The sequence below is a fragment of the Chryseobacterium proteolyticum genome (assembly GCF_046591535.1).
GTDB lineage: Bacteria > Bacteroidota > Bacteroidia > Flavobacteriales > Weeksellaceae > Chryseobacterium > Chryseobacterium proteolyticum.
In genome coordinates this window covers 1,113,221-1,135,574 of record NZ_JBJLWK010000001.1, presented here as the reverse complement: position 1 = coordinate 1,135,574, position 22,354 = coordinate 1,113,221, and the positions used below count along the sequence as shown (strand labels likewise).

The 22,354-nt window shown below is 36.7% G+C and carries 23 protein-coding genes and 1 pseudogene; 10 read left to right on the top strand and 14 right to left on the bottom strand.

What is annotated here, in order from left to right; genetic code table 11:
• Positions 1 to 40 precede the first annotated feature (40 nt).
• Positions 41 to 1,668: pseudogene (locus ACJ5H0_RS05325) on the top strand (NADP-dependent glyceraldehyde-3-phosphate dehydrogenase).
• Between the two features lie 125 nt (positions 1,669 to 1,793).
• On the opposite strand, the gene ACJ5H0_RS05320 reads toward ACJ5H0_RS05325, so the two are convergent.
• A complete protein-coding gene (locus ACJ5H0_RS05320) occupies positions 1,794 to 2,528 on the bottom strand; it encodes an SDR family oxidoreductase (protein ID WP_411247867.1) in 735 nt (244 codons plus the stop codon).
• 173 nt (positions 2,529 to 2,701) lie between these two features.
• Here ACJ5H0_RS05320 and ACJ5H0_RS05315 point away from each other — a divergent pair, with 173 nt between their 5' ends.
• Together ACJ5H0_RS05315 and ACJ5H0_RS05310 are read left to right on the top strand one after the other, a co-directional pair.
• Positions 2,702 to 3,202, top strand: a complete 501-nt coding sequence (locus tag ACJ5H0_RS05315) for an RNA polymerase sigma factor (protein WP_411247865.1) — start codon at positions 2,702 to 2,704, stop codon at positions 3,200 to 3,202.
• A 17-nt stretch (positions 3,203 to 3,219) separates the two neighbouring features.
• A complete protein-coding gene (locus tag ACJ5H0_RS05310) occupies positions 3,220 to 3,813 on the top strand; it encodes a hypothetical protein (protein ID WP_411247862.1) in 594 nt (197 codons plus the stop codon).
• Positions 3,814 to 3,842: 29 nt separating this feature from the next.
• Here the strand turns inward: ACJ5H0_RS05310 and ACJ5H0_RS05305 are convergent, their stop codons facing one another.
• From ACJ5H0_RS05305 to ACJ5H0_RS05295, 3 genes are all read right to left on the bottom strand, one after another.
• Positions 3,843 to 4,400, bottom strand: a complete 558-nt coding sequence (locus tag ACJ5H0_RS05305) for a DUF417 family protein (RefSeq protein WP_172278888.1) — start codon at positions 4,398 to 4,400, stop codon at positions 3,843 to 3,845.
• 62 nt (positions 4,401 to 4,462) lie between these two features.
• Complete coding sequence (locus ACJ5H0_RS05300) at positions 4,463 to 5,296, bottom strand: helix-turn-helix domain-containing protein (RefSeq protein WP_273648335.1); 834 nt, start codon at positions 5,294 to 5,296, stop codon at positions 4,463 to 4,465.
• Positions 5,297 to 5,304: 8 nt separating this feature from the next.
• Positions 5,305 to 6,801, bottom strand: a complete 1,497-nt coding sequence (locus ACJ5H0_RS05295; RefSeq protein WP_411247856.1) for a S41 family peptidase — start codon at positions 6,799 to 6,801, stop codon at positions 5,305 to 5,307.
• Positions 6,802 to 6,954: 153 nt separating this feature from the next.
• On the opposite strand from ACJ5H0_RS05295, the gene ACJ5H0_RS05290 reads away from it, so the two are divergent.
• Entirely contained in the window at positions 6,955 to 8,070 is a 1,116-nt protein-coding gene (locus tag ACJ5H0_RS05290) for an MBL fold metallo-hydrolase (protein ID WP_411247853.1), read from the top strand.
• A 2-nt stretch (positions 8,071 to 8,072) separates the two neighbouring features.
• Here the strand turns inward: ACJ5H0_RS05290 and ACJ5H0_RS05285 are convergent, their stop codons facing one another.
• Entirely contained in the window at positions 8,073 to 8,360 is a 288-nt protein-coding gene (locus ACJ5H0_RS05285; RefSeq protein WP_172278880.1) for a GNAT family N-acetyltransferase, read from the bottom strand.
• Positions 8,361 to 8,813: 453 nt separating this feature from the next.
• Here ACJ5H0_RS05285 and ACJ5H0_RS05280 point away from each other — a divergent pair, with 453 nt between their 5' ends.
• From ACJ5H0_RS05280 to ACJ5H0_RS05265, 4 genes are all read left to right on the top strand, one after another.
• On the top strand, positions 8,814 to 9,719 hold the full coding sequence (locus ACJ5H0_RS05280; RefSeq protein ID WP_172278878.1) for a helix-turn-helix domain-containing protein: 906 nt from the start codon (positions 8,814 to 8,816) through the stop codon (positions 9,717 to 9,719).
• Between the two features lie 89 nt (positions 9,720 to 9,808).
• A complete protein-coding gene (locus tag ACJ5H0_RS05275; RefSeq protein ID WP_411247848.1) occupies positions 9,809 to 10,810 on the top strand; it encodes an aldo/keto reductase in 1,002 nt (333 codons plus the stop codon).
• Between the two features lie 71 nt (positions 10,811 to 10,881).
• Complete coding sequence (locus ACJ5H0_RS05270; protein WP_411247845.1) at positions 10,882 to 12,072, top strand: MFS transporter; 1,191 nt, start codon at positions 10,882 to 10,884, stop codon at positions 12,070 to 12,072.
• Positions 12,073 to 12,074: 2 nt separating this feature from the next.
• A complete protein-coding gene (locus ACJ5H0_RS05265) occupies positions 12,075 to 13,070 on the top strand; it encodes an MBL fold metallo-hydrolase (RefSeq protein WP_411247842.1) in 996 nt (331 codons plus the stop codon).
• A 59-nt stretch (positions 13,071 to 13,129) separates the two neighbouring features.
• Here ACJ5H0_RS05265 and ACJ5H0_RS05260 read toward each other — a convergent pair whose 3' ends face one another.
• The 8 genes from ACJ5H0_RS05260 to ACJ5H0_RS05225 all read right to left on the bottom strand — a co-directional run bounded on the left by ACJ5H0_RS05260 (position 13,130) and on the right by ACJ5H0_RS05225 (position 18,683).
• Complete coding sequence (locus ACJ5H0_RS05260) at positions 13,130 to 13,528, bottom strand: DoxX family protein (RefSeq protein ID WP_172278870.1); 399 nt, start codon at positions 13,526 to 13,528, stop codon at positions 13,130 to 13,132.
• 43 nt (positions 13,529 to 13,571) lie between these two features.
• Complete coding sequence (locus tag ACJ5H0_RS05255; RefSeq protein ID WP_411247838.1) at positions 13,572 to 14,267, bottom strand: DUF1223 domain-containing protein; 696 nt, start codon at positions 14,265 to 14,267, stop codon at positions 13,572 to 13,574.
• 202 nt (positions 14,268 to 14,469) lie between these two features.
• The gene (locus ACJ5H0_RS05250) at positions 14,470 to 15,237 is read right to left on the bottom strand and encodes a LytR/AlgR family response regulator transcription factor (RefSeq protein WP_172278866.1); all 768 of its coding nucleotides are present in this window, start codon (positions 15,235 to 15,237) and stop codon (positions 14,470 to 14,472) included.
• A complete protein-coding gene (locus ACJ5H0_RS05245) occupies positions 15,218 to 16,003 on the bottom strand; it encodes a sensor histidine kinase (protein WP_411247835.1) in 786 nt (261 codons plus the stop codon). The genes ACJ5H0_RS05250 and ACJ5H0_RS05245 overlap by 20 nt, the downstream gene beginning before the upstream one ends.
• 37 nt (positions 16,004 to 16,040) lie before the next feature.
• The gene (locus ACJ5H0_RS05240) at positions 16,041 to 16,232 is read right to left on the bottom strand and encodes a hypothetical protein (RefSeq protein WP_411247833.1); all 192 of its coding nucleotides are present in this window, start codon (positions 16,230 to 16,232) and stop codon (positions 16,041 to 16,043) included.
• A gap of 102 nt (positions 16,233 to 16,334) precedes the next feature.
• The gene (locus ACJ5H0_RS05235; RefSeq protein WP_411247831.1) at positions 16,335 to 16,628 is read right to left on the bottom strand and encodes a hypothetical protein; all 294 of its coding nucleotides are present in this window, start codon (positions 16,626 to 16,628) and stop codon (positions 16,335 to 16,337) included.
• 150 nt (positions 16,629 to 16,778) lie between these two features.
• A complete protein-coding gene (locus ACJ5H0_RS05230; RefSeq protein ID WP_411247829.1) occupies positions 16,779 to 17,774 on the bottom strand; it encodes a heme-binding domain-containing protein in 996 nt (331 codons plus the stop codon).
• Between the two features lie 162 nt (positions 17,775 to 17,936).
• Positions 17,937 to 18,683: an SDR family oxidoreductase gene (locus ACJ5H0_RS05225; protein ID WP_172278858.1), complete on the bottom strand. Its 747-nt coding sequence runs from the start codon at positions 18,681 to 18,683 to the stop codon at positions 17,937 to 17,939.
• A gap of 86 nt (positions 18,684 to 18,769) precedes the next feature.
• Here ACJ5H0_RS05225 and ACJ5H0_RS05220 point away from each other — a divergent pair, with 86 nt between their 5' ends.
• Positions 18,770 to 19,108, top strand: a complete 339-nt coding sequence (locus ACJ5H0_RS05220) for a winged helix-turn-helix transcriptional regulator (protein ID WP_172278855.1) — start codon at positions 18,770 to 18,772, stop codon at positions 19,106 to 19,108.
• Positions 19,109 to 19,465: 357 nt separating this feature from the next.
• On the opposite strand, the gene ACJ5H0_RS05215 is transcribed toward ACJ5H0_RS05220, so the two are convergent.
• Positions 19,466 to 21,685, bottom strand: a complete 2,220-nt coding sequence (locus ACJ5H0_RS05215; protein ID WP_273648323.1) for an NADP-dependent isocitrate dehydrogenase — start codon at positions 21,683 to 21,685, stop codon at positions 19,466 to 19,468.
• 169 nt (positions 21,686 to 21,854) lie between these two features.
• Between ACJ5H0_RS05215 and tpx the strand changes: the two genes are divergently transcribed.
• Positions 21,855 to 22,352 (top strand): thiol peroxidase, encoded by a 498-nt coding sequence (tpx, locus tag ACJ5H0_RS05210; RefSeq protein ID WP_172278849.1) that lies wholly within the window; start codon positions 21,855 to 21,857, stop codon positions 22,350 to 22,352.
• Positions 22,353 to 22,354: the final 2 nt, after the last annotated feature.

Sequence of the window (22,354 nt, the reverse complement as noted above, 5' to 3'; positions counted from 1 at the left end):
CTAACAAAGTGGACACTTAATTATTAAAAAGATAAAAAATATGAATTCAGCACAGAACACATCATTCCATGAGATTTTTAAAAGCGAAAATGAAATACCGGAAGAATTCAAAGTTCCGGAAATTCATCAGAGAACCTATTTGCTTAATGGTGAACTTATAGAGTGGAAAGGTGATGTCACGGAGATTTATTCCCCAGTTTGTATTCCTACAGAAAATGGGCTTGAGAGAAAGTTACTGGGAAGTATCCCTAATATCAGTCCTGCAGATGCTATGGAGGTTCTTGAGGCTTGTGTAAAAGCGTATGATAATGGTCTTGGGGAATGGCCGACCATGTCTGTAGAAGGACGCATCAAATGTATGGAAAAATTTGTGTATCTCATGATTCAGCAACGTGATCTTGTGATTAAGCTTTTGATGTGGGAGATCGGGAAAACCCTGGCCGATTCTACAAAAGAATTTGATCGTACAGTAGATTATATCAACCAAACCATAGACGCACTGAAAGATCTGGACCGGGAATCTTCCCGTTTTCAGCAGGCAGAAGGAACGATTGCACAGATTCGCAGAGCTCCTCTTGGTGTTGTCCTGAGTATGGGACCTTTTAATTATCCTTAAATGAAATATTCACAACCCTTATTCCGGCTCTTATCATGGGGAATACCATTCTGTTTAAACTTCCCAAACATGGTGTTTTAGCCCACTATCCTTTATTGAATGCCTTTAAAGAGGCGTTTCCAAAAGGAACTGTGAACACACTTTATGGGAAAGGATCTGAAATCATCACTCCTATTATGGAAAGTGGAAAAGTGAATGTTCTGGCGTTTATAGGATCCAGTAAAGTGGCTAATGGATTGAAAAAGTTACATCCGAAAGTAAATCGTTTACGTGCTATTTTAAGTCTTGATGCAAAAAATGCAGCGATTATTACTAAAAATGCCAATCTGGATGTAGCGGTAAACGAGTGTATTTTGGGAGCGCTGTCCTTTAATGGTCAGCGATGCACAGCGTTAAAGCTTCTTTTTGTACAGAAAGAGGTTGCCGCCGAATTCACAGAAAAGCTGAATAAGGCTGTCTCTGCTTTGAAGCCCGGATTGCCTTGGGAAAAAGATGTGAAAGTAACACCGCTTCCTGAAGTCAATAAACCGCCTTATTTGAAAGAATGTATTGATGATGCCATTGCTCATGGTGCTAAAGTATTGAATGAAAACGGTGGCTATACTGAAGCTTCTTTTGTATTTCCTGCCGTAGTATATCCGGTAACAAGTGAGATGAAGTTATACCATGAGGAGCAGTTTGGTCCCGTGATACCTGTTGTCCCTTTTGATGATATTGAGGAGCCTATTGAATACCAGGTGAATGCTTCCCATGGAATGCAGGTAAGTATTTTCAGTGAAGACCCACATGAAGTTTCAAAACTTATTGATTCATTCGTTAATCTGGTTAGCCGGGTTAATATTAATTGCCAGGCACAGAGAGGCCCGGATGTTTTTCCGTTTACGGGAAGAAAAGATAGTGCAGAGGGAACGCTTTCTGTATTTGATGCGCTACGGTCTTTCTCTATAAGATCTTTGGTAGCTGCAAAACTTACAGAATCCAATAAAGAGCTCCTGAATACAATTGTCCGGGAACATGATTCTAATTTCTTAAGCACAGATTACATATTCTAGCCAGTAGGTCAGTCCAAAATAAAAAAACCGTACTCAATTTAAATGAAGTACGGTTTTTTATTTAGTTCAGCTTAAAATTTAAAATATGAATTCTTTAAACCCAATGCTGAAAATTGCATTCTTTTTTAAACTAGCACCCCGCCGCCATCTGCAACTATTGTATTACCCGTCCCGAAACTTTGCTCCATCAGGTAAATATAAGCAAGAGCAATATCTTCAGGAGTGGCTACTTTTCTTACCAATAATGCCTCCGCATATTGTTGATACATTTTCTCCCGTTCATTTTCCGGGATAGCTCCCCATAGATCTGTTTTTACTATGCCAGGAGATACGATATTAACTCTCGTTGGAGCAAGTTCAACTGCCATTGCTCTGGCAAAACCTTCCATGGCTGAAGTAATGCTGGCTGCAATACCCCAACCTTTTCCCGGCCGGTTGCCTGCAATTCCACTCGTTAAAGTAATGGATCCGCCTTGATTTATTTTCGGAGCACCATATTTTACAGCAGCAAGAGCACCCCAATACCGGATTGTAAAGAATTTTTGCGCTTCTGAAAGGGAAGTTTCATCAATATGGTTCAGTTGAAGGTTTTCACCGGCGGTGTATACCAGATGATCAAAAGAGGATTGAACAGCAAAGAAATTTTTAATATTTTCTTCTTTACTTAGGTCTGCAGCCTGACCTTTTGCATTCCCGGGAAGTTGCTTCAGAGCGAAATCTATACGTTGTTGATTCGAAGCAACAATAGTAATAACAGCTCCTTTTTCAGCGGCAGCTTTAGCAGTTGCAAAACCTATTCCTGCACTGCCTCCCATGACAATGACATGTTTTCCTTCTAAGGGATTTGTTGTTGATATCATTTCTATTTATTTTATGATACAAATTTCCCATAACTGTATTTTATTCGATTTACCAATGGTAAAAAGAAAATGTGATATCAAACTTTTTATTGATCTTATTAGATTTCACTATTTTTTACAAAAGATTGTAACATTTTCTATGAAATGTCACTAACTCCATAGAGCCAGGAACCATGAGCAAACTAGAAAAAGAATTTTTAGAAAGAATCGAAAAGCATAAAGGAATCATTTTTAAGATTTCTAAAATGTACATGGACGATAAAGACGACCGCGATGATCTCTTTCAGGAAATTACCTATCAGGTTTGGAGAGCATATCCAGGATTTAAAGGGCAAAGTGAATTTTCAACCTGGTTGTACAGAATAGCCCTGAATACGGCCATTATCTTTCTAAAATCCGAAAAGAAAAGAAGCTTTATAGGAAATGATGATTTTGCTCATTACAAAATTGAACAGGAGGAATATGACCACGAAAAAGAGGAAAAGCTGGCGGCTATGTATCAGGCTATCCATCAATTGAATCCTATTGATAAAGCTTTTATATTTTATTATCTGGAAGATTTTCCCGGACGTGAAATCGCTGAACAAATGGGAATTTCAGAAGGTAATGTAAGGGTGAAAATGAATCGCGCCAAAAATAAGTTGAAAGATATCTTAAACACAAATAAGTACTAATTTTTAAATCAATAACAATGAATATAGATGAATTGAAAAATACCTGGAATGATGATGTTTTTGAGGAAACACCGGAAATCAGTATTGAAAATAAAAACAAGATTAGCCTTCCTTTGGAAAGGATGCGTAAAAATATGAGAAAGGAATTCTTCTCCACAATTGGGATTTTTATTTTTGGATTTGCCATTGTCTGGTTATGTGGTGCTCCTTTTAAATTTAAGTTTTATCTCACGATACTTTTGGCTTCTATGGCCATAGTTACATTTTTCTTTTTCAGTAAATTTTTTAAGCTTTACAAGGACATAAGTAATCCGCAAATGAAAACTTACGATGGATTAAAGGACCTGCTTCATCAATTTGAGCTCAATAAACAATATTACCTTTCATTTTATCTCAGTTTTATCCCCTTTCTGGTATGTGAAATTATTATTGTGCTTGAATTTATTCCAAGACCACAACCGTTAAGTGATCTTAAGATTGCCGGCATTCTTATAGGTTCTGTATTGTTTGGATTGTTTTCTTTGTATTTACTTGGGAAGTATTGGTTTCAAAAGTTTTATGGTAAGTATATTGTAACAATAGAAAATCTTGTGATAGAATTTCAGGGATAAATTTTGCGGGCAGAATGCCCGCCGAAAATTTATCTGCTTAAAATACTTTTTGCTGAGTCAGAAGCTATTACCAATCCGGCGCCCAACATGATCATATCTTTGATCACCAGTCTGCCGGCTCCTGAGAGGAAAGGAAAACCATGATCAGGCCCTCCGAGATCCGGAACCCATGTTTCGGGAGTTGTAATCAGAAATGAAAGCGTTACTATTGACATTCCCGCGGTTAAAATCCCGGATAATAAACCAATCTTTGGATAGAATATACCCAATACAACAAGAATTCCAATGCCAACAATGAAACTTCCCAATGCATAGGAAAACACGTAGGTACCATTTGCTTCATGCCATTTTACATTGGCTGGAATCCACTCTCCTTCTTTATTTTTATGGAATTTGTAGTTATCTGCATCTGAAGATTTCGTATTAAGGAAGAAACTCATAAAAGGAGAATTGGCTACGAAAGGAATAATACCTTCCGCTTCATAATGAAATGCTTTTAGTCCTCCGATCCAGGCCATAACGATAAAAACACTAACCCTTAGAATATGGATGAAGTTTTTCTGTGAGTGTGCTAAGAATTCAATCATATTATTTTTTTTTGACAAAATTAGATTGAATGTCTAACCTATAAAATGGAGAATTGTGGACGTTATTTGTACAAATCTGCAACGATGGAAATTCCTGCTTCTTTCCTGAAATGAGTAGGGGAAACGCCGGTATGTTTTTTAAAATATTTACTGAAATAAAATTCATCACTGAAGTTAAGTTCTGCTGCAATTTCTTTCATGGATTTCCGGGTCAGGTGAATTTGTTTTTTAGACTCCAGGATAACTCTTTCCTGAATAATCTGAGAAGGTGTTTTATTAAATCGGGATTTGATCTTTTTGCTTAACGTGTTGGGAGTGATATGTAAAAGATCGGCGTAAAACGATAGATTTTTTTCCGTAAGGAAATGAATTTCTACCAAATCCTGGAAAGATTTTAACTCTTTGAAATCATCCTTTATCAGATCCTTGTCCGGGAATATTTTATTTTTTTCTTTACTGCAAATTGCCAGGATTAACTGCAGATAAGATTGTAAAACGGCCTGTGAAAAATCCTCCTCAGGATCTACTTTCCGGATCTTAGAAAAATAGCCTGAAATTTCTTCAAAGACCTCTGCAGTCAGTTTGAAATAAGGAAAGAGGTAAATATTGTTAAAAAGCAATCCGTTACAGGCTACTTCTTTCTTATGAAATTCTATGCAATAAAAATCACTGTGGAAGCTGAGATCATCAATCTTAAGAACGGTCTCAGTGACGATCCGGATATTCTGGAAAGGGGAAGAAAAAAGGACAATGTTTCCCTCAAAATCATATTCCACGAAATCTACAATGATTTTTCCCACTCCCTCCAACAGGAAGATGTGATAAAAAGAATCGCTGGTGATATTTTTATAATATTCCGAATCTCTTTTTTGAACGGAAAAAAATGCATTTTTCATCTGAAGATCTATTTAATCTTTCTGGCTTTCTCTTTTTCAATCTCCTTTTTTACCCACGCAAGCTGTACATCATTTTTGTTGATAATATCCTGTAAAGTTTCTGTGATCGTTACATCCGGGATCACCCCTCTCTGAGAGTTGGTGAGTGTTATATTCGGATTTACCAGCAGTAAGCCGATAGGCAGTGTAAGTTTGGAGTTAGAAAGGACCTGATAAGAATAAAATCCGGCTACGGTTCCGTCATTTGCCCCGCCTGTTTCCTCTCCAACGAGGGTTGCTACCTTATCAAACTTGAGCTTTGAGCTGATAATGGAAGATGCAGAATAACTTCCGCCATTAACCAGTACAAAAATTTTTCCATGAAAAGCATTTTTATTGGGTTTTGTTACATTGTCTGCTTTTATCTTATAATAGAATTTGCCGTCGTTGCCTTTATAAGTATGAAGGGTTTTAAGGAAAAAGTATGTTGGATAGGTAATTCCTTTTAATGCATATTCCAAAGGGCTGCTCTTTTTGAAATAATTTGTTTTTAGTGGGGTATAGCCTGAATTGAGCCTCGAAGGTTTTATTAAAGTGAATGGTTCTGAAACAAGATAGGAATAAAGATTATTAATTTCCTGTAAAGAACCTCCGTAATTATTCCGGATGTCTAATATCAGATAGTCTGATTTAGCTTCTTTAATTCTTTCGAATGTATTTTTATAAAACCTGTCAGATTTATTGTTTGAGAATTTTTTTATATTGATGTATGCAATTGAATTGTTCTCATCCAGAAATTTGAAATTTCTGTTCATAGGACAGTGAAAATTTCCGTTAGCCTGGGTTTGAGATTTAGCCTTTTCTGCTTCGCTTTGCTTATCCCGTTCGATAATGAAAGTTTGTTTTTTATTGTTATACAAGGTTTCAATTTTCACCTGTTCCAAAAAGCCGTTTTCCATGCTGAAAAAAACAAAAAACATATCTTTCAGGTAATAGGGTGTAAATGTAGTATTTCTGCCATCGCTGCTGATCAGCTTTCTGTATTTGCTGATATAGAAAGATATCGGAACATTATTGATACTCAGTATTTCGGTGCCTGGTTTTATATTCTGAATGGAATCTTTATTCGAGATGATATAAAGATGGTCATCCTTAATGTAATATTTGAAGTACGTAAATAATTTTCTTCCTCCATATTCACGCTTTAATTTTTCAAAAGGAATCATCAGTGAGAGATGCCCTTCTCTGATGCTTGTAATAACGGGTTGTAATTTGAAATAAAACTGTGTTGGAGTAAGAGGTTCGTTGATGGTTTGCTTAATGCTGTCGATTTTAAAATCCAGATCTTTTCTTGTAATATATCTGTAGAGCTGAGGATGCATTTCTTTTAATTTAGTATATGCATAATCCACATCTTTTTTGAGCTGCTCAGGCTCAATAAGTGTCCCTTCCTGCCGCTCGCTATTGGTGAGAGAAGAACAGGACCACAGAAAAATAAGTCCAAATAAAATAAATGTAATTTTCAAAATTTTTGTGTTTAAAACCTACAAATTTAGGCGTTTAAAATCATCCTGATATTAAAATACTAATAATTTTTTAAGTGTGAACTATAATATTGCGTTAAATAAATGAGTTATTTATTAGGTCTGCCTACCAATTCACACTAAAAGTTAATACATTTGAACTTTATTTATCAAATGATGTATTTATTTATTGCGATTGCCATCCTGCTTATAGTAGCATACTACATAATAACAAGCCGGGAAGTTTTTGGTGCCGAACCTGCTGGAAAAAGACTGGAGAGAATGAAGCATTCAAAGCTTTATAAAGATAAACAGTTTCAAAACCTTAGTTATACACCATCAATTGCTGAAGGCTATAGCATGCCAAAGGTTCTGTATGATTTTTTTGTGGCTAAAAAAGATCCGCTTTTAAAACCACTGAAAAATATACCATCAGTTCATACCATTTTAAAAGAGATCCCAAAAGACCAGGATGTATATGTCTGGTTAGGGCATTCATCTTATTTCATTCAGACAGATGGAGTATCCTTTCTGATAGATCCTGTTTTGAGTACGTATGGCTCTCCATTTAAATTTTTTAACAAAGCTTTTCCAGGGTCTGATATTTTCAAACCCGAGGATATCCCGGATCTTGATTATCTTGTTATTACCCATGATCACTTTGATCATTTGGATTATCCTACTGTCAAAAAGATAAAAGACAGGGTAGGAAGCGTTATTTTACCATTGGGAGTCGGAGCACATTTTGAAAAATGGGGTTATCAAGAAAATATGCTTATTGAAGAAGAATGGGGAGGAATGGCATATTTAAAGAATAATATTAAAATTACTTTTACTCCGGCAAGACATTTTTCAGGAAGAAAAATAAAGAGGAACGGAACATTGTGGACTTCTTACGTTTTGGAAACTCCTACTAAAAAGATATTTTTAGGAGGGGATAGCGGTTATGATACCCACTTTAAAATGATCGGTGATCAATATGGTCCTTTCGATTATGCAATCATGGAAAACGGCCAGTACAATGAAGCATGGAAATACATTCATGCACTTCCTGAAGATGTTATACAGGCGAGTATAGATGTTAATGCAAGGAATATTATTCCTGTTCACTCTTCGAAATTTGCTTTAGCCCTACATCCATGGAATGAGCCATTGCAAAAAATAACAAGTTTAGGTAAGGAAAAAAATCTACGTATTCTTACTCCTATGATCGGTGAAACAGTTAGCCTGGATGAGCAGGATCATCAGTTCAAAGCCTGGTGGGAGGATTGATATCAGGCGTGCCAGATGTCGTTATATCGTTTCGGGTGATTTTCAAACTGTTGTCTTACAAAATCACATTCAGGGTCTATCAGCAGGTCCTTTTCTTCTGCGTACCGTACCAGTTCATCTAAAAGCATCTTGGCATATCCGTGTCCTTCGAGTTCTTCATTAAGCTTTGTATAATATACAATTAATTGCCTGCCATCAATCGCTATGGACATATAGCCAGCCTTCTTGTCGTCAATTAATATCTGCAATTCATCCTGATATGGAGATATTTCAAATTTTATATTTTCCATAAGTATTGAAATTAGATTGAGTAATAAATGATCTTGAGAGCCTGAAAATCAGATCTCTTCTTTAAAATTACAAATTATAATCATACAATTCACCAATTTATAAGAAGTTAATCGTTATTTATATTCTTTTCAATTAAGCCAGGCAATAGTTGGTATTTGAACACAATGGTCAATAATCCTACTTATTCTTTCTATAACGGATTTCATAACCTGCATTCCACCGGCAAATTTATTCGTTACATTCTCAGTTGCTTATGATCCTTTAACAAATATTAATAAATGATTTCTTTTGCTTTGGCATTTTAATTGAAATGACATGAACACCGTATTAATCACATTTCACTATATATTCAAATTTTTCTTGATGGCTGTTCGTAAGATCAGTCATTTTTTGTGTCGCAAGAATAAGAAGGAAGTTATTTTGTTTTTGTTTGAATTTTATAACTTTGTCTTATGGAATCATCAGAGTCATTACAGGAATTTTATAACCGTACGCAGGTAAGGGTTTATCCTTCCTGCCTTTCTAATTCCGGACTGGGACATTTTAATGTCTTTTCACGGGATAATTGTGCATTGGTTACTCCTTACAGCAGAAGGGATTTTTATAAAGTATCCCTGATTATCGGGAAAGGAAAACTTCACTATGCGAATAAATGGATCCGTGTGGATAGGCCTGCGCTGCTGTTCTCTAATCCGGTAATACCATATTCCTGGGAAGCTGATGATGATAACCAGACAGGGTGGTTTTGTCTGTTTACCGATGAGTTTCTTCAAAATGGAAGCCGTTTGGGAAACCTCCAGGATTCACCGCTTTTTAAAATAGGGGGAACACCTGTTTTCTTTGTTAATGAAGAACAGCAAAAAACAGTTTCTGACTTATTTGTAAAAATGATGACAGAAATTGATTCTGATTATATTCATAAATATGATATGCTTCGAAGCTATTTACATCTTTTAATCCATGAAACCATGAAGATGAACCCTGCCGAAAACTTTGAGTATCATCAGAATGCTTCACAAAGAGTGGCATCCTTGTTCATGGAATTATTAGAGAGGCAGTTTCCTATCGATAGTCCCGAATCCTATTTAAAACTAAGAACCCCTAATGATTATGCGGAGAGTCTTTCCGTACATGTGAACTCCCTTAATCGCTCCGTAAAGGAGATTACAGGTAAAACAACCACACAACAGATCACTTCCAGGATTATTCAGGAGGCCAATGCTTTGCTGAAGCATACGGATTGGAATATTTCTGAAATTGCTTACGGGTTAGGATTTGAGGAACCTGCTTATTTTACTAATTATTTTAAAAAACAAACAGGAAGAACTCCCAATGCACTGCGAAGTAACTTAGTTTGAATTTTATAATTCTTAGTTTGAATTCTATATGCAATCATCATTGATGTTGTTGTAATTTTGTTTCAGTAATTTAAAACCACAAAAAAATCATGAAATTTAGAAAATTAGGAAACACAGGAGAGCAGCTATCTGCAATAGGTTTGGGATGTATGGGAATGAGCTTTGCTTACGGACCTACAGATGAAAAGGAAAGCATTGATACATTACACAAAGCATTGGATCTTGGAGTTAATTTCTGGGATACTGCAGACATGTATGCTAACGGAGAAAATGAAAAACTAATTTCCAAAGTGCTTGTTCCGAACAGGGATAAAATATTCATTGCCACAAAATTCGGATTCAGGTTTAAGGACGGTAAAGCTAGCCATAGTGGTGCTCCCGGGACTTATTTTGATGGTTCGCCGGAATGGATCAGACAGGCTGTAGATTTAAGTCTACAACGATTAAAAATCGATACGATAGATCTTTATTATGCACACAGAGTAGATCCGAATGTGCCCGTTGAAGAAACAGTGGGAGCGATGGCTGAACTTGTAAAGGCCGGAAAAGTAAAATATATAGGTTTGTCTGAGGCTTCAGCAGAATCTATCAAAAAGGCAAATAAAATTCATCCCATTACTGCGTTACAATCGGAATACTCCATTTTAACAAAAGATGTAGAAAAAGAAATTTTGCCAACCATAAGAGAGCTGGGGATTGCCTTAGTTCCTTATTCTCCACTGGCAAGAGGGCTCTTTGCTAACATTAATGAGGTACAGAATTTTGGAGAAGATGATTTCAGAAGGTCTTTACCACGTTACCAGGAAGAAAGTCTTGAGAACAACAGAAAGCTGGTTCAGGAATTTAATGAACTGGCAAGCTCCAAAGGAATCAAAGGAACCCAGCTGGCTTTGGCCTGGGTACTTAATCAAGGGGATGATATTATTCCTATCCCAGGAACCAAGCGTATTAAATATCTCGAAGAAAATATTGGAGCGATTGATGTAGAACTTTCACAATCTGAACTTGATACTATTGATACGATTCTGAAGAAATATCCAAATGTGGGAGAGAGATATAATGAAGGTTCGATGAAACTGGTTAATAATTAAATAAATTTTAAGTTTGGATTTCTGATTATTCGGAAATCCAGATTTTTTTTGAAAGAAAAATAAAAAGAGGAATGAGAACTCTTAAAGAAAAGAATCAATTGATAGCTACTGTGCTGGCTTTTGCAGTAATTCCGATGTCTGGTCTGGCAACGGATATTTATTTACCTTCTATGCCCAGCATGGCAACAGAACTTCATTTACCTGAAAGCAGTATCCAGCTTACACTTTCTATATTTTTGATCAGCTATGGAATAACGCAGTTCTTTGCCGGGAGTGTTGTAGATTCATTTGGGCGTTATCCGGTGTCCATTTTTTCACTGGCCTTTTTTGTGATCACCTTTTTAATTACGGCAACGACTAAAAATATTATGGTAATCTATGCGATGCGTGTCCTCCACGGTATTTTATCCGGTTTTGCCGTCGTTTCCAAGCGGGCCTTTTTTGTAGACGTGTACGAAGGAGAACAGCGAAAACATTATTTGAGTATCATGACGATCGTATGGTCTGTAGGGCCTATCATCGCTCCGTTTATCGGAGGTTATCTCCAAAAGAGTTTCGGATGGCAATCCAATTTCTACGTTCTGGCGGGATACAGTTTATTGCTTCTTATTTTAGAACTGGTATTTTCGGGGGAGACTTTAAAGGTACGGAATCCTTTTCGCATCAGTTTCCTGATCCAAGAGTATAATTCCATGTTTAAAACCAAAGATTTTTTCTATGGGATGCTGATGTGTGGGCTTAGTTATGCGATGGTAATATTCTTTAATCTATGCGGAGCCTTTATTATCGAGCATAAAATGGGATATTCTGAGGTTACTGCGGGATATGTTTCTCTGATTTTGGGATTAGCCTGGATGACGGGTGGGTTTTTGGGAAAAGCGTTAATCAATAAGGCCTTTCTGCCTAAGATCCGATATGCTAATTTTATTCAGTTGATTTTAATTATTTTAATGTTCATTTTTTCTTACTATGTAAGTAATCTGTACAGCCTTGTTGCTTTTGCTTTTGCAATTCATGTGACAGCCGGATTTATTTTCAATAACTATTTTTCTTATTGTATCGGACGATTTCCAAGTTCGGCAGGTATTGCCGGAGGATTAACCGGAGGAGTGGCATTTATCATTACTTCAGCCATAAGCTATGGTATTGCAAGTCTTATAAAACCTCAGTTCCAGCTGCAGGTAGCAGAAGGTTACTTTGTGCTGGGTATTTTGGGGCTTTTTATTTTAAGTATGATCAAAATCAGAAAAGCACACATTTAATCATGAATAGAAGAGAACTTTTAAAAAATGGAATTTTAGCAGGAGCTTTTAGTATAATTCCTTTTTCCAGCTCGTTGGCGCGGGAGAAAAATTCCTTCAGTATAAGCGCCGAAGATGATCTTTCTGGAGTGAAAAAAATAAAATTGGGCGATCTGGACTTATTTATTCTTACAGATGGATTAATCCATGAGGAAAATCTTAATTCCTTTGCTCCACGCGGAAATATATCTGAATTGAAAACAATCCTCAAAGATAATTTCCGTCCGGAAAATTCGATCGACATGGCAATGAATGTATTGTTGGTTAAAACAAAAGACAGATTGATTCTAATGGATACCGGCATGGGAATTTTTGCCGATAGCAGAACCGGATTTTTATTGAAAAGCCTTAAAAAGGCTGGTTTTTTACCTTCTGATATTACAGATGTATTTCTTTCTCACGCTCATCCTGATCATATAGGTGGAGTAGTGGATAAGCAGAATCAATTGGTTTTTCCAAATGCCCGGTTGTTTATTTCAAAAGTTGAATATGATTTCTGGATGAAGGCAACAATCAAGGATTTTGTTAACAGCGCATTAAAGGATCAACCCGAATTTCTTAATCAGATTATTCCTGGCATTCAGAATATTCTTAAGGTGATACAACCTCAATTAAAATTTTATGATCTTGAAAAGATGCTGTATAATCAATTCAGTTTTCAGTTAGCTCCAGGACATACACCAGGTCTTACTTTGGTTACGATTACCTCGGGTAATGAACAACTTCTATATATTGCAGATTTAATGCACTCGGATGTCATTTTATTTCCGCATCCTGACTGGGGATACTTTGGTGATACGGACCTCGATATAGCCATTGCTTCAAGGAAAAAAATACTTGAACAACTGGCGGAAACGAGATCCAGAGCTTTTGCGTACCATTTACCATGGCCCGGTTTAGGGTTTACTAAAAAGAAAGGGAACACATTTGAATGGGTTCCTGAGGTTTTTATGAGCTAAAAAGAATAAGAAAATCTTACTGAGAACAGTAGGATTTTCTTATTAAGGAGAACTTTGAATTAAAATCCGGGTTCATCAAAGATCAATTCCGGACTGTACATTTTTCTGAACATAAGATATGTAACGGAAAGGACTGAAAATGCTATGATCGCATCGATCGTAGAAGGAAATCCTAGAACGGCAATTTTGGAAAAGAATGCGAAAATAATATCGAAAAACATTCCGGCGAATACCCATTCTTTTAATCTCAGTAATTTGTTTGGAATTAAAAGTACGGTAACTCCTGCCAATTTAAAAACACCAAGGATATAAATAAAGTGAGGAGGGTATCCTAGCTGCTGGGTAATATCCCATACTACCGGATTTTTAGTCAATTCAAAGAAGCCACTTGCTCCAAACCATAATGACATAAAGATAGCGCCTGACCAATAGATGATTTTTGTTGTTTTTGTTTTCATTTTTTTATTGTTTTAAATTGTTATATATTGTTTAATGTGTATGTTATTGAAATGTAGCTTTTGATGCACCTGAGATCTGGCCGGTTTTTGTATTTTGAACAAATCCTATAATTTCCCAGTCTGTGGTATTGAAGTTTTCAGGTATTGAAAAAGTAGAAACACCTTCAGAATTATTTTGTAATGAAATCTGAATCTGCTTGTGAACAATTTGCCAGTGATTCAGGTGTCGTCCTTCATTTTCACCTTTTGCAACGTTAGTTGATGCTTTTTTCTGTACCAATGTAAGTAAGAGTTTACTATGAGAATCATTTCCTGATACCTTATAGTGAATATTGATCTGCTTAGAATCGGATTCAGCTTTAAGGTCTATAGAACTGCTTGCTGTGTGGCTTACAGCGTTGATGATGGAGTTTTCTACAGCTTCCCTGTCTGATCCTACAAATTGTTGTTTTCCGTTGACAACGAGCTGTGGGGTGTATACCTGGGAATCCAGTATTCTGCTGTATTGCTGTTGGCGCTCTGAATTTTCAATGCTGCTGAATCTGTCTTTCCATCCTAGACGGTTCCAGTAATCCACATGATACGCCAGAATATAGACAGGCTGATCTTTGTTGTTCTCTTTAATTTCTCCCATTAGGGCATCTGCCGGAGGGCAGCTTGAACATCCTTCAGAAGTAAAGAGTTCAAGGACCGCAAAGCCATTGTTTTTACCTGATGCAATTTTTTTTAAAGCTTTCATGTGGTTTATCTTTCTGCATAAAGGCAGAAACAGTAAATAGTAAAGCTACAAATGCTCCTACTATGAAAAGTTTTTTAGATATCATTTCTTTTAATTTTTATTCAAAAGTAGATACCTAGGGGATGCTAAAAAATGAAAAAAGGGCTCAACCAGACAAATCGAAAGGTGAACCCTGAAAAATATAGATTTAAGAAATTAGCTGTTAACGATCTTCCAGCCAGGAAAAGAAACTATGCGTTTTTTCTTTATTGATAAGAAGCTTTTCCGGTGTGTCGATAACTAACTTTACATAGATTTTACGTTGAAAATAATGCTCCATTTCTTTAATAGCGCTGAAATTCACAATATACTGCCTGTTCACCCTGAAAAATTGTTTTGGAGAAACCTGCTCAGCGACTTGTCCCAACGATTGTGAAAGTGAAAATTGTTGTTTATCAAAAGTAACCAGATGGGTCATTTCGTTGTGAATGTAGAAATAGGCTATGTTTTCGGTAAGAATAGTGGTGTATTTTTGATTTTTAAAGACCAGGAAACTACTTTTGGTAGCAGTTTGTGGCTGAGCTATTTTTTGTAAAAGTGCTTCCAGTTCCGGGATTTCCGTTTTCTGGAAAAACTTTTTGAGCTCGTCCACTTTTCGTAATGCCTCTGCAATATCTTCACGTGAAAAAGGTTTTAAAACGTAATCTACCCCTTTACTTTTAAAAGCGTCCAGCATATACTGGTCAAAGGCAGTACAAAAGACCACGGGGCAGGTAATATCTGCCTGCTTAAAAATTTCAAATGATAACCCATCAGAAAGGTGGATGTCCATAAAGATCAGGTCGGGCTTTGTATTGTTCTGCAAAGCAGCCACACTGGATTCTATGCTGTCATAAACTCCGGATATAACAGATTCCGGTTTTAGTTCTTTAATTAAATTCTGTAAGGATTTTGCGGCTCTGAACTCGTCTTCAATGATGATGATATTCATGGATAAATGGTAGTTTTATTTGGAAAATTTGATTGTTATCTAAAATGTCGATTTCCTGGTCCAGAAGATGTTTGTAACGCATATTGACGTTATTCAGGCCAACTCCTAATGAATCTTCCGGAACCAATTTCCGCTGGATAGGATTTTCAATAATGATCTTTTGATCAGCATCATAGATTCTGATATGAAGAGGTTTACTCTGGGAAACAATATTGTGTTTAATACAGTTTTCCACCAGCAATTGCAGGGTAAACGGAGGAATAAGGGTTTTGAGCGTTTCTTTACCGAGAGTATCGGTAAAGGTAAATCCGTTACCAAATCTGGCTTTTTGCAGGAAAAGGTAAGAATTAAGTATTTTCATTTCTTCTTCAACGGTGATGAGGTCAAGTTTTCTGCTTTCCAGGGTGAAACGGTAAAAGTCAGAAAGCTTGATAATGAAATCAATGGTTTCCTCATCATGCGTTTCCACCATGGATTTAAGCGTATTTAAACTGTTGAAAAGAAAATGGGGATTTACCTGTTGTTTTAATAATTCATATTGAGCACCTAAATTATCGCTTTTTACTTTTTCTAGTTCCAGATGAACCTGCTGGCCGGCGTAATTATGCTGTACAAGATTTAAAAACATATAGAAAACAAGGTTGATAAGGATTCCTCTTACTTCCACCATCAGCATAACAGGTCCGAAATTAATATGGGATAAAATAAGCTGCTGGATCCAGGCCAGGCCAAACATTACAACCATTCCCAGGGCAAGGACAACCAAAAGCCGGGAGTATGAAATTCCCTGACGTTTCTTTGTATTACGATTGAGTAAAAAAAATGTTGAGGTACCACATAACAACTGCAAATGCTGAAGTAATGGCTGCATTAACCACAGCTTCCATGAGATTAAAATCATGGGAAGCAAGCTGAGGAACTGAGGAAAGTGCCCCCAAAACAATAGAGCTTATCCAGATAACAGCCTGTGATATTTTTATTTTTTCTTGTTGCATTAAGAAGAATTAGATTTAAAAATGTGAAATTAATATTTTTTAATGATAACTATTAAATAAATACAATCTGAGACTGCTATTGAATCTCAGATTGCATTATTTTTACGGCATAACGACCGGTTGATAGCCCATCATATACTGTATTCTTTGTTCTTTAGTCTGAAAGATGCCGGGTTCCTTTTCGTTATCCAGCTCTTTCCGGTAAGAGACTAATCCTTTTATACCGGTTTCAACAGTTTCTACGCTCACCAGCTCACCAGTGATAGTACCTCCGGTATATTGCGGGTTTTCATGATATTTCCAGGTGACAAGTTTCATTTTTGTTCCGGGCAGCGGCTTATCATTTTTATTGGATAAAGATTGAAGGGCCTGACTGTTTCCGTATAGGGCGGACATCGTCTCTTTTTTCGTATTTAAAGATGAGGCAATGAACTGTAGCCCACCGGCATCAAACACAAGACGGACATGCTCCCGGTCCTTGGAATTTTCAGTTTTGCATGAAATTAAAAAAAAGAAAACTTCCTATCATGGCTATAATTATTTTATTCATTTTGTCTGTAGTTTTTCGATTAGATTTTTGGTGTTTACTTTCATCGGTACGTCGAATAAATATCCTGTAGGCTCTGCCAGCTGACGATGACAGGCAATACATGATTCTCTGGCAAATGATGCCGTATTTCCGGTAGGGTGAAGATCTTTACCCGAGAATTTGGCGAAGCCCCAGCCTTCGGTATCGGTGTATTTTTTTGAATTTTTTACCATAAACTGGGCATTAATAAATTCGCCAGGTCTGATTTCTCCATCAGGAGCTTCTGTCTGTTTCCATACTGCTTTTACGACGATGCTGCCGTCCGGCCATGGATGGAAATTGTCTGTTTCAACTGCTTTTACGGCAATGCTGTTTCCATAGATAACGCGGATGGAATTATCAAATAATGTACTCATACTGATTACTTTCCAGTTTTTAAACTCCGGTGTATATTTTACCCCATTTGGTGAAACCGGAAAACCGGAATGGCTGACAGAAGCTGTTTTTATATCTTGTTGAAGGGGTTTTACCTCTTTTGTGTTTGCCGGTGAAGGACTTTTTCCTGAAAGAGATAGTGTGTATTTTCTGATAACTTCAATATCCTTTGCAGAAACTTTTGCAGATGCATGCAGTAAGGTATATTCGTGAAGAGGCATTTTTCCGGCTTGCATCATATTCAATATGGAATACATTCTGCCTTTGTGTTCACCTGGTGAAACCTTTGACCATTCAGAAAAATTCATGACTTCCCTTGCTCTTTCAACATCCTTTTTTACACCCCATGATATGGGAGCAAGCTGATCATACCAGCTTAGTTTCTGTTCATTAGAATGGCAGTTGAAGCACGATCTTTCCAGAACGGCAATTACCTCGTGCGGTGCTTCAATGGTGCCGGTTACAGGTTTACCTTCAATAGGAGAATTGAAAAGCTGTAATCCTGCAAAGACTCCCACAATAGCTATAAATAATATAGCAATGGGTTTTGTTGTTCTCTTTTTCTTTACTGAATCCATAATCGTTTTATTTTTATGATCCAAAAATAGATTGCTGGCAAAGGAAATGAAACCTAAAAAAAGGTGAACCGGACAATTTAAGGGGTGAAGTAGAATTTATGCCCCGGAATATAAAACAAAATACCGGAAGTTCTTCCGGTATGTGATATGGAGAGTGTTTAACTATAAAATCATTCCTCCGTCAATAATAATTTCAGTACCTGTCATAAAACTTGCCACATGCGAATCGGATAAATAAACAACAAGTTTTGCAACATCTTCAGCAGTTCCCATTTTCTTTAATGGGATAGCATCGATGAGCCACTCATTTATGCCTTTTAGTGTTTCGTCATCGAGACCGGCTTTGGTCATAATTTCGGTTTTTGTAGGACCCGGACTTACCATATTGACCCTGATCTTTCTTGGTGCTAATTCAGAGGCAGCTGTTTTCGCAATAGAATTGAGGGCTGCCTTACTTGCCTGGTAAACGGAACTGTTAGGTTTATAGGTTGTTGCAACATTTGATGATAAGAATACCACAGAAGCACCATCATGTAAAATAGGAGTGAACTTACTCAGCGTGAAATAAGCTCCTCTGAAGTTGATATTCATTACATTATCAAAATTATCGGCATCCATATTTTCAATAGAGGTCAATGTACCCGTAATTCCTGCATTGATAAATAAAATGTCAACTTTTCCGTGTTTTTCTTCAATCTCTTTTTTCAACAGATCAATATCTTCCAGTTTTCCCTGATCTGCAACGAACGGAATTGCCCCCAGTTCTTCAGCTGCTTTTTCAATGGCGTCTTTCCTTCTGCCGGTAATAATTACTTTTGCTCCTTCAGCTATTAATTCCTTTGCTGTGGCATATCCGATCCCGCTATTTCCACCGGTCACTACTGCCAGTTTGTTGTTAAATTTATTCATTTCTTAAAATTTTTGACAAAGTTATAGTGAAAATGATATACTTTTGTAATCAGTATCACAGAGTATATCAAAATAAATATTTTAAAATGGAAAGAGATCAGACCGAAGAACTCAGAGCGTTGCAGGATACCTTATACTTTATAGGTGGTAAATGGCGTATTCCGGTTATCAATTCAATTTGCAATGGTAACAGGCGTTTCCGTGAGATTGAACGCAGTATTCCAGGTATTACAACAAGAATGCTTTCAAAAGAGTTAAAAGATATGGAGATGAATAAACTGGTGACCAGAAATGTATATCCCGATACTCCGGTTTTAATAGAATATGTACCCACGGAGTATTGTCGTACTTTCGGGAAGATCATCACGGAAATGATCAACTGGGGGAGGGAGCACCGGAAGGTAATCGTAGACAGGGATGTTTAGCGTATGAGATTAAAAGATTAAAAGATTGAAAAATTTAAACATTAAAAGATTTAAAAGATTGGGAGCGATTGAGGGATTGTCTTTGTTATTCAGAACAAAGCGTAAGTGAAGAATCTCAGCAGTTTTATTTAAAGATTAAAGAATTCAAAATGAAAGAATTGGTAAACATAGTGCATTTTGTTTATAATTCCTAGCAGTAGAAATGGGCTTTAGCGTTTTCAATACAAGACATTCTTCCTATGGTTTTCGTCAAAACTAAACCAAAATTTTTATATCATACAAAGATAAGATATCGCACTTATTTCAATAAAAAAAAAGCTCCTTAGAAAAGGAGCTTTCATTTATAGTCAATGAAGATTAAATTCCATCAATAATTTCATTTAAAACAGTACTTGGTCTCATAGCTGCATAGGTCTTGTAGGTATCAGTTTTGTAATATCCGTCAATATTTTGAGGTTTACCCTGAGCTGCAATTAATTCCTGGTTGATCACTGCTTCATTCTCTTGCATGCTTGCAGCAACAGACTTGAACTTCTGAGCAATTTCAGCATCGTTGGTCTGATTAGCTAAGGCTTCTGCCCAATACATAGCAAGGTAGAAGTGAGAACCTCTGTTATCGATCTGTCCTACCTTTCTTGCAGGAGATTTATCGGTTGCCAGGAATTTAGCATTAGCTTCATCCAGTGCATCAGCCAACACCTGAGATTTTGTATTCCCCTGAGTTTGTGCCAAATGTTCCAAAGAAGCCTGAAGTGCCAAGAATTCTCCTAAAGAATCCCATCTTAAATAACCTTCTTCAAGAAACTGTTCAACATGCTTAGGAGCAGAACCTCCGGCACCTGTTTCAAATAGACCACCTCCATTCATTAATGGAACGATAGAAAGCATTTTTGCTGAAGTTCCTAATTCCAGGATTGGGAAAAGGTCTGTTAGATAATCTCTCAATACATTTCCTGAAACCGAAATGGTGTCTTTACCTTCTCTTGCTCTTTTAAGAGTTTCAGTCATGGCATCTTTTACGTCAAGGATTCTGATATCTAATCCTGCAGTATCATGATCTTTTAGATATTTTTCTACTTTTTTGATGATTTCTCTGTCGTGAGCTCTTCCTTTATCCAACCAGAAAATAGCCGGTGTATCGGATAGTCTTGATCTGTTTACTGCCAGTTTTACCCAGTCCTGGATCGGAGCATCCTTAGTCTGACACATTCTGAAGATATCATTTTCTTCTACTTTCTGAGAAAGAAGAACGTTTCCTGCTTCATCCTGAACTTCAATTGTTCCGTTAGCAGTAGCCTGGAATGTTTTGTCATGAGAACCGTATTCTTCTGCTTTCTGAGCCATTAAACCTACATTCGGAACAGAGCCCATAGTTGTAGGGTCCAGTTTACCATGAGCTTTCATATCATCGATTACTGCCTGATAGAAACCTGCATAAGAACGGTCCGGAATGATCGCTACTGTATCTTCTTCCTTACCTTCTTTATTCCACATTTTACCTCCACCTCTTACTAATGCAGCCATAGACGCATCAACGATGATATCCGAAGGAACATGGAAGTTCGTAATTCCTTTATCTGAATTTACCATTGCTACTCTTGGTCCATTTGCCAAAGCGGTCTCGATAGCTGCTTTAATTTCAGCTTCCTGAGCATTTCCTTTGATTTTCTCAAATAGATCAGCAAGACCGTTGTTAGGATTGATATCTAAAGATTTGAAAGTGTCTGCATATTTTGTAAATACATCTTTGAAGAAAGTTTCTACGATAGCCCCAAAAATAATCGGATCAGAGATTTTCATCATAGTCGCTTTCAGGTGAGCAGAAAGAAGAACATTTCTGTTTTTAGCCTCCTCAATCGCTTCCTGTACAAAAGATTTCAAAGCGTTCAGGTTCATCACTGAAGAATCAATAACTTCTCCTGCTTCAAGGCTTGCAAAATCTTTCAGGACTTTTTCAGAACCATCATTTCCTTTGAAAACGATTTTGTATTTTGTAGCATTTTCAAGAGTTGTTGAAGTTTCAGTACCATAGAAATCTCCGTTATTCATATGGGCAACATCAGTTTTACTGTCAGAAGCCCAGTCTCCCATTCGGTGAGGGTTTGCTTTTGCGTAGTTTTTAACAGCTTTTGGTGCACGTCTGTCAGAATTCCCTTCTCTTAACACAGGGTTTACGGCACTTCCTAAAACTTTTGCATATTTTGCTTTAATCGCCTTTTCCTCATCATTTTTAGGCTCAGAAGGATAGTTTGGAACCGCAAAGCCTTTGGATTGTAGTTCTGCAATAGCTCCATCAAGCTGAGGTACAGAAGCGGAAATATTCGGTAACTTGATAATATTAGCATCCGGTGTTGTTGCAATCTGGCCCAATTCAGCCAAAGCATCACCAATTCTTTGATCTTCTTTTAAGAACTCCGGGAAGTTGGCAAGGATCCTTCCTGCCAAAGAAATATCCGGAACGGCGATTTCAATATTTGCTGATTTTGTAAATGCCTTTACGATAGGTAAAAACGAGTGTGTAGCCAGCATTGGAGCTTCATCCGTTAATGTGTAGTAGATTTTTGATTTTTCTGACATTATACTGTTATTTATTATTTGATTTTTTAACTCCCACAAATTTAGTTAAAATTTAATTTTTTTGGATTAATCCTATATAAGTTTTTATACTTTAAGAATTATTTAACCTTTATTTGAACGAAAAAAATGGCATTTTTAACTAAATTTGAAAAACCGTAAAAAATAAATTATGTCCAATATAACGTTAAAAGGAAACGCAGTTCATACATTAGGTAATTTACCAGCTGTTGGAAATACCATTAAGGATTTCGCATTAGTGGATTCAGGATTGAATATTAAAACCCTGTCAGACTTTGAAGGAAAGAAAAAAATATTTAATATTTTTCCTAGTATTGATACAGGAATATGTGCGGCTTCTGCCAGAAAATTCAATGAAGAAGCTTCAAATTTAAATAATACAGTAGTAATTAATGTTTCCAAAGATCTTCCATTTGCCTTAGGCAGATTTTGTGCAGCTGAAGGTCTGAATAATGTAGAAACACTATCTGATTTCAGAAGCAGCTTCGGTGATGATTATGAGGTAACTATTACAGATTCTCCTATGAAAGGTCTTTTAAGCCGGGCAGTGATCGTTACTGACGAAAATAATAAGGTAGTATATACGGAGCAGGTTCCTGAAATTGGAAGCGAACCTAATTACAATGCTGCTCTTGAAGCATTAAAATAATT

What these genes read in the sequence shown, in the direction of transcription:
- ACJ5H0_RS05270 (WP_411247845.1), top strand. Translation starts at nt 10,882, where the DNA reads ATGAGAACTCTTAAAGAAAAGAATCAATTGATAGCTACTGTGCTGGCT.
- ACJ5H0_RS05300 (WP_273648335.1), bottom strand. Translation starts at nt 5,296, where the DNA reads ATGAAAAATGCATTTTTTTCCGTTCAAAAAAGAGATTCGGAATATTAT.
- ACJ5H0_RS05275 (WP_411247848.1), top strand. Translation starts at nt 9,809, where the DNA reads ATGAAATTTAGAAAATTAGGAAACACAGGAGAGCAGCTATCTGCAATA.
- ACJ5H0_RS05240 (WP_411247833.1), bottom strand. Translation starts at nt 16,232, where the DNA reads ATGCAACAAGAAAAAATAAAAATATCACAGGCTGTTATCTGGATAAGC.
- ACJ5H0_RS05215 (WP_273648323.1), bottom strand. Translation starts at nt 21,685, where the DNA reads ATGTCAGAAAAATCAAAAATCTACTACACATTAACGGATGAAGCTCCA.
- ACJ5H0_RS05285 (WP_172278880.1), bottom strand. Translation starts at nt 8,360, where the DNA reads ATGGAAAATATAAAATTTGAAATATCTCCATATCAGGATGAATTGCAG.
- tpx (WP_172278849.1), top strand. Translation starts at nt 21,855, where the DNA reads ATGTCCAATATAACGTTAAAAGGAAACGCAGTTCATACATTAGGTAAT.
- ACJ5H0_RS05310 (WP_411247862.1), top strand. Translation starts at nt 3,220, where the DNA reads ATGAATATAGATGAATTGAAAAATACCTGGAATGATGATGTTTTTGAG.
- ACJ5H0_RS05230 (WP_411247829.1), bottom strand. Translation starts at nt 17,774, where the DNA reads ATGGATTCAGTAAAGAAAAAGAGAACAACAAAACCCATTGCTATATTA.
- ACJ5H0_RS05220 (WP_172278855.1), top strand. Translation starts at nt 18,770, where the DNA reads ATGGAAAGAGATCAGACCGAAGAACTCAGAGCGTTGCAGGATACCTTA.
- ACJ5H0_RS05320 (WP_411247867.1), bottom strand. Translation starts at nt 2,528, where the DNA reads ATGATATCAACAACAAATCCCTTAGAAGGAAAACATGTCATTGTCATG.
- ACJ5H0_RS05250 (WP_172278866.1), bottom strand. Translation starts at nt 15,237, where the DNA reads ATGAATATCATCATCATTGAAGACGAGTTCAGAGCCGCAAAATCCTTA.
- ACJ5H0_RS05280 (WP_172278878.1), top strand. Translation starts at nt 8,814, where the DNA reads ATGGAATCATCAGAGTCATTACAGGAATTTTATAACCGTACGCAGGTA.
- ACJ5H0_RS05255 (WP_411247838.1), bottom strand. Translation starts at nt 14,267, where the DNA reads ATGAAAGCTTTAAAAAAAATTGCATCAGGTAAAAACAATGGCTTTGCG.
- ACJ5H0_RS05265 (WP_411247842.1), top strand. Translation starts at nt 12,075, where the DNA reads ATGAATAGAAGAGAACTTTTAAAAAATGGAATTTTAGCAGGAGCTTTT.
- ACJ5H0_RS05260 (WP_172278870.1), bottom strand. Translation starts at nt 13,528, where the DNA reads ATGAAAACAAAAACAACAAAAATCATCTATTGGTCAGGCGCTATCTTT.
- ACJ5H0_RS05235 (WP_411247831.1), bottom strand. Translation starts at nt 16,628, where the DNA reads ATGTCCGCCCTATACGGAAACAGTCAGGCCCTTCAATCTTTATCCAAT.
- ACJ5H0_RS05305 (WP_172278888.1), bottom strand. Translation starts at nt 4,400, where the DNA reads ATGATTGAATTCTTAGCACACTCACAGAAAAACTTCATCCATATTCTA.
- ACJ5H0_RS05225 (WP_172278858.1), bottom strand. Translation starts at nt 18,683, where the DNA reads ATGAATAAATTTAACAACAAACTGGCAGTAGTGACCGGTGGAAATAGC.
- ACJ5H0_RS05315 (WP_411247865.1), top strand. Translation starts at nt 2,702, where the DNA reads ATGAGCAAACTAGAAAAAGAATTTTTAGAAAGAATCGAAAAGCATAAA.